The organism is Brevundimonas sp., from assembly GCF_032107865.1.
Classification (GTDB): Bacteria; Pseudomonadota; Alphaproteobacteria; order Caulobacterales; family Caulobacteraceae; genus Brevundimonas.
This window is the reverse complement of record NZ_DAMCNG010000051.1, coordinates 6,260-15,550: the sequence shown is the minus strand read 5'-3', so window position 1 is coordinate 15,550 and position 9,291 is coordinate 6,260. Positions and strand designations below refer to the sequence as shown.

13 protein-coding genes are annotated in these 9,291 nt (G+C 68.0%); 7 read left to right on the top strand and 6 right to left on the bottom strand.

The features are described from left to right. The 4 genes from ccsA to RT567_RS06630 form a co-directional block, all read left to right on the top strand. Positions 1-336: cytochrome c biogenesis protein CcsA (gene ccsA, locus RT567_RS06645; protein ID WP_409516154.1), on the top strand; the 336-nt coding region annotated here is incomplete at its 5' end. 12 nt (positions 337-348) lie between these two features. Next, complete coding sequence (ccmD, locus tag RT567_RS06640) at positions 349-501, top strand: heme exporter protein CcmD (protein WP_003166605.1); 153 nt, start codon at positions 349-351, stop codon at positions 499-501. Continuing rightward, positions 498-1,061 carry a DsbE family thiol:disulfide interchange protein gene (locus RT567_RS06635; protein ID WP_313575202.1) on the top strand — a complete coding sequence of 188 codons (564 nt, stop codon included), beginning with the start codon at positions 498-500 and terminating at the stop codon, positions 1,059-1,061. Before ccmD ends, RT567_RS06635 begins: the two co-directional genes overlap by 4 nt. A 69-nt stretch (positions 1,062-1,130) precedes the next feature. Continuing rightward, positions 1,131-1,364, top strand: coding sequence for a hypothetical protein (locus RT567_RS06630; RefSeq protein ID WP_313575201.1), 234 nt, complete (start codon positions 1,131-1,133; stop codon positions 1,362-1,364). A 135-nt stretch (positions 1,365-1,499) separates the two neighbouring features. On the opposite strand, the gene RT567_RS06625 is transcribed toward RT567_RS06630, so the two are convergent. From RT567_RS06625 to ftsY, 3 genes are all read right to left on the bottom strand, one after another. Continuing rightward, complete coding sequence (locus RT567_RS06625) at positions 1,500-2,162, bottom strand: MarR family winged helix-turn-helix transcriptional regulator (protein WP_313575199.1); 663 nt, start codon at positions 2,160-2,162, stop codon at positions 1,500-1,502. A gap of 198 nt (positions 2,163-2,360) precedes the next feature. Beyond that, positions 2,361-3,005, bottom strand: coding sequence for an inner membrane-spanning protein YciB (locus tag RT567_RS06620; RefSeq protein WP_313575197.1), 645 nt, complete (start codon positions 3,003-3,005; stop codon positions 2,361-2,363). A 5-nt stretch (positions 3,006-3,010) separates the two neighbouring features. Further along, on the bottom strand, positions 3,011-3,946 hold the full coding sequence (gene ftsY / locus RT567_RS06615; protein ID WP_313575195.1) for a signal recognition particle-docking protein FtsY: 936 nt from the start codon (positions 3,944-3,946) through the stop codon (positions 3,011-3,013). A gap of 178 nt (positions 3,947-4,124) precedes the next feature. Here ftsY and RT567_RS06610 point away from each other — a divergent pair, with 178 nt between their 5' ends. From RT567_RS06610 to RT567_RS06600, 3 genes are all read left to right on the top strand, one after another. After that, entirely contained in the window at positions 4,125-6,167 is a 2,043-nt protein-coding gene (locus tag RT567_RS06610; protein ID WP_313575193.1) for an NAD(+) synthase, read from the top strand. Positions 6,168-6,338: 171 nt separating this feature from the next. After that, complete coding sequence (locus RT567_RS06605) at positions 6,339-6,941, top strand: DUF4168 domain-containing protein (protein ID WP_313575192.1); 603 nt, start codon at positions 6,339-6,341, stop codon at positions 6,939-6,941. Between the two features lie 63 nt (positions 6,942-7,004). Continuing rightward, positions 7,005-7,229, top strand: coding sequence for an alkylphosphonate utilization protein (locus RT567_RS06600; protein ID WP_003166615.1), 225 nt, complete (start codon positions 7,005-7,007; stop codon positions 7,227-7,229). A gap of 131 nt (positions 7,230-7,360) precedes the next feature. Here RT567_RS06600 and RT567_RS06595 read toward each other — a convergent pair whose 3' ends face one another. From RT567_RS06595 to RT567_RS06585, 3 genes are all read right to left on the bottom strand, one after another. Continuing rightward, entirely contained in the window at positions 7,361-8,254 is an 894-nt protein-coding gene (locus tag RT567_RS06595; protein ID WP_313575190.1) for an alpha/beta fold hydrolase, read from the bottom strand. Between the two features lie 62 nt (positions 8,255-8,316). Further along, positions 8,317-8,823 carry an HAD family hydrolase gene (locus RT567_RS06590; RefSeq protein WP_313575188.1) on the bottom strand — a complete coding sequence of 169 codons (507 nt, stop codon included), beginning with the start codon at positions 8,821-8,823 and terminating at the stop codon, positions 8,317-8,319. Beyond that, positions 8,820-9,291, bottom strand: a 472-nt coding sequence (locus tag RT567_RS06585) for an AGE family epimerase/isomerase (RefSeq protein WP_313575186.1), incomplete at its 5' end; no start/stop codon positions are given. The genes RT567_RS06585 and RT567_RS06590, both read right to left, overlap by 4 nt.

The window sequence follows — 9,291 nt, the reverse complement described above, 5'->3', positions numbered from 1 at the left end:
GTGCTGTTCCTCTTCTACCTTGGCTATATGGCCCTGCGCGCCTCGATCGACGATGAGGCCAAGGCGGCGCGGGCGGCGGCGGTGCTGGGCCTGGTCGGCCTGATCAACCTGCCGATCGTCAAATTCTCGGTCGACTGGTGGAACACCCTGCACCAGCCCGCCTCGCTGCTGCGGTCGGGCGGGACCAGCGTGGACCCGGCCTTCCTGCCCGCCCTGCTGACCATGATGGCGGCCTACGCCGTGCTGTTCGGCGCGATCTGGCTGACGTCGATCCGCACCGAGGTGCGGCGGCGCCGCGTTCTGACCCTTCGCGCCCGTGCGGCGCTGGAAGCCTGATGGAGTTGTCGCGTGCTTGATCTGGACATGAGCCCCTACGGCGCCTTCGTCTGGCCCGCCTGGGGGATCAGCGCCGTGGTGCTGGCCGCCCTGTCGGCCCGCGCCCTGATCGCCGCCCGCCGCTGGAAGCGCGAGCTGGCCCGGCTGGAGGCCGCGCGCAAATGAAACGCTGGCTGGCCCTTTTGCCCATCGCCGTGCTGGCTGCGCTGGGGATCTTCCTGATGACGCAGATGGACCGGATGGCGGGCGACCCCGCCGCCGGCCCGACCTATAAGCCGGACGCCCTGGTCGGCCAGCCGATCCCCGAGACGACGCTGCTGCCCATCCTGGCGGACGGCAAGGCCAGCGACGATCTGCTGGACCTGAAGACGGCGGGCGTCGGCAAGCCGATGATCGTCAACCTGTTCGCCAGCTGGTGCGCGCCGTGCCGTCTGGAGCACCCGCATCTGATGACGCTGAAGGAGCAGGGCATCGCCGTGGTCGGCGTGGCCTATAAGGACGATCCCGTCGCTACCGACGCCTTCCTGGAAGAGCTGGGCGATCCCTATCGCCTGGTGCTGGTCGACCGCGAGGGCCGGGCGGGGCTGGACCTGGGCGTCTCAGGCGTGCCCGAGAGCTTCGCCGTCGACGCCTATGGGACCATCGTCGCCAAGTCCTCGGGACCGATCCTGACCGACGCCGACCTGAAGAAGCTGACCGACGCCCTGAACGCCCCCGCGCGTTGAGGCGATCGCCCGAGACAGGGTGAATCGCGCATTAACCATATCTAGACGAAGCGCGGGCATCCTCATGTCATGTCCGCGATTTCGTCCGAGCGGCCGGTCTTTCCGCCCCAGGCGGGCGGCGCGGCCCACGCCCTGAGAACGGCCCAGTCGGCCTTCTTCCGTCAGGCCATGGGGCTGGCGGCGCCGGTTGCGGCTGAGACGGAGACGGCGCGTCCGGTTGCGGCGGCTTCCGCGCCGGTCGAACTGGCGGCGCCGACGTCGCGCCTGCAACGCCCCGGCTCCTTGCTCGACATTCGCGTTTAGGGCGCAGCCTCAATACCCCGCTCATCCCGGCGGACGCCGGGATCCAGGGCTTTGACTGCAAACATCCGCTTTTCTCCCGTAGAGCGCGTGGCTCTTACTGGGTCCCGGCGTCCGCCAGGATGAGCGGGAAGGGACTTAGCTCTCAGCGGCGCCCTTGAGCGGGACCACGACGGCATCAGCCGCATCGTCGGTCTGCGGTTGCTCCACGACCAACTCGCCCTTTTTCTTCTTCTTGCCGCGTCCGTCGGCCTTGCCGTCGCCTTTGCGCGCGGCCTTTTCCGCCTTCTTGGCGTCCTTGGCGGCTTTCTTCGCCGCCTTGATGTCGGCGCGGGCCTGTTCGGGGGCGGCGTCGGCGGCGTCGGACAGGCTGCACAGCAGGTCCAGGAAGCTGTCGCGCTTGGACTTGGGCAGCAGGCCCATGATGCGCTTGTCGGCGGCCTCGACGCGCGGGCGGGCGGCGATCAGGGCGGCCTCGCCCGCGGGCGACAGGCGCACGGCCTTGGCGCGGGCGTCCAGCGTCGAGCGTTCGCGCTCCAGCAGGCCCTTGGTCGTCATGCGCGCCACCAGGTCGGCCAGGGTCGAGCGGTCGATGCCGGTGGCCTTGACCAGGTCGGTCTGCGTCAGGCCCGAGCGAGCAGCCACGGCCTCCAGCACGGCGAACTGGCGCTGGGTCAGGCCGTCCGGCCCGGCTTCCTCGGCGTAGATGTCCAGCGCCAGTTGCAACGCGCGGTGCATCAGGTGGCTGGGCGATTCCGCCAGCCCGCCCTTGATCTTCGCCTGCTTGCCCGACTTGATCATCGTCTTCGTTCCCGAACAGCCCGATACCGGCCGTGGCCGGATGATGCTGCAACAGCTAACAGCCCGGCTTAACGCTTTGACGACGTTAAGGCTGACGGTTTGAAGACATTTATTCTGGGGCCTATCGCGCTTCGCGCTACTTGAGGCCCGACTGGAGCGCGTAGGGGAGGTGGGCCGGTTATGGCCCACGCTTTCGGATCAGAGGCCTGTGTCGGGAGAGACTGGGCCGGGCTCTTCGTCCTTGGTCATGTTCTTCAGGATCAGCGGCACCTGCGACAGGCCGAAGATGGAGGCTGCGATCCACAGCACGCCGCGGAAGGCCGTCCAGACGCCGTTGGGATCGGGCGTCCCCAGGTTTAGCGCCGACCAGATGGCGGTGACGGCGGTCGGGCTGCGGAACACCTCATTGGCGATGGCCACGGCCAGGAAGTAGAGGCCGTAGCGGAAGGTCAGCTTGCGCCAGGCCTCGTCCGTCACCTTGATGGCCGAGCCCAGCAGGGCCTTGAACGGATACTTCTTCAGCGGCAGCGAGCCCAGCAGGACGGCGGCCAGCAGACCGTTCTGCACCGTCAGCTTCAGCTTCACGAACAGGTCGTCGTCGGTGACGATGGTCAGGACGCCGAACACCAGGGCGAAGCCGCCGGTGATCAGGGGCATGGGCGCCAGGCGACGCTCCAGGATGAAGCCTACCGCCAGGGCGATGATCGAGGCGATGACCAGAACCCAGGTCGCCTTGATCATGTCACGGGTGATGAAATAGGCGGCCATGAAGGCGACCAAGGCGCCGAAGTCGACGGCCTGACGAATCCATTGCGGGCGTTTGGTTTCGGTCGCTTCACTCATACGCTTCAGTCCTCAAGCCCGACCAGGGATCGGGAAAACGCGCGGGCGTCGAACGGTTGCAGATCCTCGACCCCTTCGCCGACGCCGATCAGCTTGATCGGGGCGTCCGAGGCCTGGGCCACGGGCACCAGCACGCCGCCGCGCGCCGTGCCGTCCAGCTTGGTCATCACCACGCCCGAGACATAGGCGGTGCGGCCGAAGATCTTTTCCTGCTCCAGCGCATTGCGGCCCACGGTGGCGTCCAGCACCAGCAGGGTCTCGTGCGGGGCGTCGGCGTCGACCTTCTTCAGTACGCGCACGATCTTCAGCAGTTCGTCCATCAGGGTCGACTTGTTCTGCAGCCGCCCGGCCGTGTCGATCAGCACGACGTCGAAGCCTTCTTCCTTCGCCTTGGTGAAGGCGTCGAAGGCCAGGCCGGCGGCGTCGGCGCCGTCGCGGCGGCTTTCGAAATGGGCGCCGGCGCGGTCGGCCCAGACCTTGAGCTGCTCGCGGGCGGCGGCGCGGAAGGTGTCGCCGGCGACGATCATCACCTTGGCGCCCTTGGCCGTCAGGTCTGAGGCGATCTTGCCCAGGGTCGTCGTCTTGCCCGAACCGTTCACGCCGACGAACAGGACGACATAGGGCTTGGCCCCCGACAGCGGGTCGAAGGTCGCCTGGCGCGGCGTCAGTTCGGCGGCCACGGCCTCGGCCAGGGCCTCCTTGATTTCGCGCTCGTCGGAGGTCTTGCCGAAGCGCAGCTCGCGGAAGCGTTCGACGATGCGGGCCGAGGCGGCGGGGCCGAGATCGCTCTCGATCAGATGTTCTTCCAGCCGCTCCAGCGCCTCCTCCGAGAGGGGCTCCTTGACGAAGGTCGAGACGACCTGATCGGTCATCTGTTTCGAAGACCGGGACAGGCCTTCGCTCAGCCGCTGGAACCAGCCTTTTTTGGGCGTATCGCTCATGACGTGAGCCTTAGACGACAGCGGTTCGCAGGTCACTATAAACCGCTCATCCCGGCGGACGCGGGGATCCAGGACTTTGGCTTCACGGCGCAACCCTATATTGATCAGGAAGGTCGCAGGGTCTGTGCCTACGGCTCTCACTGGATCCCGGCGCCCGCCGGGATGAGCGGAAAGATTGATGGCGAAGACGCATCCCTTCCACGCCCCGCACAGCCACGGCTTCGTGCGCGTCGCCGCCGCGACTCCGGTGGTCCATGTCGCCGACCCGGCCGCCAACGCCGAGGAACACGAACGACTGATCCGTCAGGCAGGCGAGGCGGGCGCGGACCTGCTGGTCTTTCCCGAATTGTCCTTGAGCGCCTACGCCATCGACGACCTGCACATGCAGGCGGCCCTGCTGGAAGAGGTCGAGCGCCAGATCGCGCGTTTAGCCGAGGTGGCGGACGAAGCGGGCGTCATCGCGGTGATCGGCGCGCCGATCCGCAACGGCGACGCTCTGTTCAACTGCGCGGTCGTGCTGGGCGGCGGCGAGGTGCTGGGCGTGGTTCCGAAGACCTATCTGCCCAACTATCGCGAATACTATGAGAAGCGCTGGTTCGCGCCCGCCGCCAGCCGCAGCGAGGACGCCGTCGTCCTGAACGGTACGAGCGTCGATTTCGCGCCGGGCCTGATCTTCGAGGCGACCAACCGGCCGGGCTTCGTCTTTGCGGTCGAGATTTGCGAGGACTTCTGGGCGCCGCAGCCGCCGTCGACGCGGGCGGCGCTCGCGGGGGCGCGCATCCTGTGCAACCTGTCGGCCTCCAACATCGTCATCGGCAAGGCGGACGAACGGGCTTTGCTGTGCGCCAGCCAGTCTAGCCGCACCCTGTCGGCCTATGTCTTCGCCGCTTCGGGCTGGGGCGAGAGCACCACGGACCTGGCGTGGGACGGTCAGGCGACGATCCACGAACTGGGCGCGAAGATCGCCGAGGGCGAGCGCTTCGCCCTGCACAGCCATCTGACGATCGCAGACGTGGACGTGGACCGGATCGGTCTGGACCGTCTGCGCAACGGCACCTTCGCCGACTGCGCCCGGCTGGAAGGCGAGGCCGCGACGGTGGTCCCGTTCGAGGCGGGAGAGGGGCCGGGCGACGCCCTGATCCGGCCACTGGACCGCTTCCCCTTCGTGCCGGACGACGCCGCGCGTCTGGATCAGGACTGTTTCGAGGCCTTCAACATCCAGGTTCAGGGCCTGATGCGGCGGATGACGGCGACGGGGTCCAAGACCCTGGTGATCGGCGTCTCGGGCGGACTGGATTCGACCCAGGCGCTGCTGGTGGCCTGCCGGGCCTTTGATCGGCTGGAGCTGCCGCGCACCGGCATTCTGGCCTTCACCATGCCGGGGTTCGCGACCTCCGACGGCACCAAGTCCAACGCCTGGGCGCTGATGAGGGCGCTGGGGGTGACGGGGGCCGAGATCGACATCCGCCCCGCCGCTGAGCAGATGCTGCGCGACATCGGCCACGCCTTCGCGGACGGCAAGCCGGTGCACGACATCACCTTCGAGAACGTCCAGGCGGGCCTGCGGACCGACTATCTGTTCCGTCTGGCCAATCAGAACCACGGCTTTGTGTTGGGCACCGGCGACCTGTCGGAGCTGGCGCTGGGGTGGTGCACCTATGGCGTCGGCGACCACATGAGCCACTACAACGTCAACGGCGGCGTGGCGAAGACCCTGATCCAGCACCTGATTCGCTGGGTGGCCGAGCGCGGTCTGGTGGGCGAGGCGGCGACGCCGACCCTTCACGCCATTCTGGCCACGGAGATTTCGCCCGAGCTGGTCCCGGCGGGCGCCGACGGGGCGATCCAGTCGACGCAGAGCATCGTCGGTCCCTATGCGTTGAACGACTTCTTCCTGTTCTACATCAGCCGCTTCGGCCTGAAGCCGTCCAAGGTCGCCTATCTGGCGCATCAGGCCTGGGGCGATGCGGCGACGGGCGCTTGGCCGGTCGGCCTGCCGCAGGGCGAGCGCGTCGCCTACGACCTGGCGACCATCAAGGGGTGGCTGAGGAAGTTCCTGATCCGCTTCTTCCAGACCAGCCAGTTCAAGCGTTCGGCCGTGCCGAACGGGCCGAAGGTGGTCACGGGCGGGTCGTTGTCGCCGCGCGGCGACTGGCGCGCGCCGTCGGATTCCTCGGCACGGGTGTGGCTGGACGAGCTGGACGCCAATACGCCGGACTGATGCGCGCAGGGGTTGAAACGACCCGCCTGGGGTTTACCCGCCCGCACGTGGCGGGTTAGCGTTTTCTTCTCCCCGCCCTCTGTGAGCCTGACACACCCGGTCGTGCGGGAGAGCCCGGATCTGTCCGGGTCAGCCTTGGGCTGAGCGTTCGGGGCTGAAGAAGGATACGCCATGCGTTTTGCAACGGCCGCCGCCCCGACCGCCATTCTGGCAGCCCTGTTCCTGTCCGCCGCGCCCGCGCTGGCGCAGGACGCCGTTCCAGCCCCCGCCGCCGCAGCAGCGGCAACCGGTGAACCGACCGACGCCGAACTGACCCAGTTCGCCGCCGCCATGAAGACGGTCCAGAGCGTGGCCGCGACCGTCCAGAACGGAACGCCCACCGAGGACCAGCAGGCCCAGATGGCCGCCGCCGTGCAGAACTCGGGCCTGGCCGTCGAGCGGTTCAACGCCATTTCGGCCGCCGTTTCGGCTGATCCGATGCTGCAGGCCCGCGCGGCTGTGGCGGGTGCGACGCCGTCTGCGCCCGGCTCGGTCGGGGCCGGCGTCACGGACGCTGAAGCCGGTCAGTTCGCCGCCGCCATGTCTGAGATCTCGGGCATCGCCCGCGCCCTGGGCGGCGCCCAGCCGAACGAGGAGCAGCAGGCCCAGATGGCCGCCGCCATCGAGAATTCGGGCCTCGACATCGAGCGGTTCAACGCCATTTCCGGCGCCACGGCAGAGGATGAGCACCTTCGGGCGCGCATCGCCCTTGCCCAGACGCGCCAGGGGGAATAGGCCAGTTGAAACGAGGGCCGTCGCTGATGCGGCGGCCCTTCTTCCATTCAGGCAGGACTGATCATGAGCGACGACGTCACCAAGGACTCCAACGGCAACCTCCTGTCGGACGGCGACAGCGTGACCCTGATCAAGGATCTGAAGGTCAAGGGCTCGGGCGGGGTGACGCTGAAGCGCGGCACCCTGGTCAAGAACATCCGCCTGACCGGCGACCCCGACGAAATCGAGGCCAATGTCGAGAAAGTGCGCGGCCTGGTCCTGCGCACGGAGTTCGTGAAGAAGGCTTGATGCTGGGCCTACCGCGCTTTGCGCTACTTGAGGCTTATTTAAGCGGGCCTATCGCGCTTCGCGCTACTTGAGGCCCCATTGGACGCAGGCCCAAAGGCCTCGCGCTAGTTGAGGCCGGTCGGCATGGTGTCTCAGTCCACGCCCGCCAGGAATTCGAAGATGGCGGCTCGCGCCTCGGGCTCGTCCAGCATGGGGGCGTGACCGACGCCGGGAACCTCGGCATAGGCCATGGCGGGGGCGGCCTTCTTCATCTTGTCGGCGATGGCGGGGCTGAGCAGGTCCGAGGTTCCGCCGCGCACCAGCAGGGTCGGCTTCTTGCGCGCCAGCGCCCGGAACGAGGGCCACAGGTTGGGGACCAGCGCCTTGGATCCGGCCGCCTTGATCGGCGCCGCGATATCGGGATCGTAGTCCAGCACCGGCGCCCCTTCGGTCCCCTCGCGGAAGATGCGGCGGGCGAAGGCGGCCCAGTCCGCGTCCGTATGATCGGGGAAGGCGGCTTCATTGATGCGTCGGGCGTAGGCGACGGCGTCGTCCCAGCTCTCGATCACGACCGGCTGGCCGGTATAGGCGGCGATGCGGGCCAGGCCCTCGGCCGCGACCTCGGGGCCGACGTCGTTCAGGATGGCGGCGGCGATGGCCTTGGGCTTGATAGCCGTCAACGCCAGGGTGATCAGCCCGCCCATGGAGGTGCCGAGGAAGATCGCCTTCTCGATCCCCAGTTGCTCCATCAGGGCGACGACATCCTTTGCATAGACATCCGGCGTATAGGTCATCGGATCGGGCGCCCGGTCCGATCGGCCGCGCCCGCGCACGTCGACGGCCAGGACGCGGCGGCCGCTATGGGCGATCAGTCCGGCGATGACGCCGAAATCGGCGCTGTTGCGCGTCAGGCCGTGGATGGCGATGACCGGCAGGCGCGCCGGACCCTCAGCCGGGGCGTAGTCGCGCGCATAGAGGCTCAGGCCGTCCGGCGAGGTCCAGCGCCGCTCGACATGGCGGTCGGCCAGCGGGGTGGTCATCGGCATGGATCGTCTCCGAACAGCAGTTCCGTTCCGGCGACGTTAATTCATCAAATGTAGAATAGCGATCAGCCGGGAAGCAGATCGCGGATGAATTGATCGAGATCGCCCTCGGTGAAGCGATGGCCCGCTACGCCCGCGCGCCGCGCCGCCTCCATGTCTGAAGGCTGATCGCCGATCATCAGCGAGCGGGAAAGGTCCAGGTCATGTTCGGCGGCGGCCCTCAGCAACATGCCGGGGTTGGGCTTGCGGTCGGGGTGGTCCGGGTGGCGATAGCGTTCGTCCGCCGCCTCGGCATGGAAGGGGCAGGCGTAGACGGCGTCGATGCGACCCCCGCCCTCGGCCAGCCGCTCGACCAGCAGGCGGTTGAAGTCGTGCATGGTCTCTTCGCTGAACATGCCGCGCGCCACGCCTGACTGGTTGGTGACGATGACGGTCATGTAGCCCGCGTCGTTCAGCCGGCTCACGGCCTCGGCCGCGCCGGGGATCAGCACCAGTTGATCGGGTCGGTGCGGATAGCCGCTATCGACGATCAGCACGCCGTCGCGGTCGAGGAAGGCGGCGGGTTTGCTCATGTCGATTCCGTCAGCAGGGCCGAGAAGGCGGTCATCAGGTGATAGAGGCTGGAGGCGGGAACGGCGGCGTCCTGGGGTCGTCCCTCGGCGTCAAAGGCGTCGATCCACAGACCGGGCGTCGTCGTGGCCAGGTGGGTCTCGAATAGGCGCTCGATCAGCCCGGCCGCCCTGACGTGTTCGCCGCGCGTATGCAAGGCGCGCAGCAGCTCGGTCTGAGCCCACAGGCGCACGCCGCCGTCGCGGACCTGGCCGATCCGGTTGATCTCGCGCACGGCCAATCCATCCGCGCGGACCCCGCAGGTCAGGGCGCTGGTGTAGAGGGCCCGCGCGGCGGAGCTCAGGTCCGGCAGGCCGAGGCGCGCGGCTTCGCCCAGCAGCCAGACCCATTCCATGTGGTGGCCCGGCTCGATGCATTGGCCTTCTGAACCGGGGCGCGGGCTCCAGTCAGTCTCGTAGAACTCGCCCAGC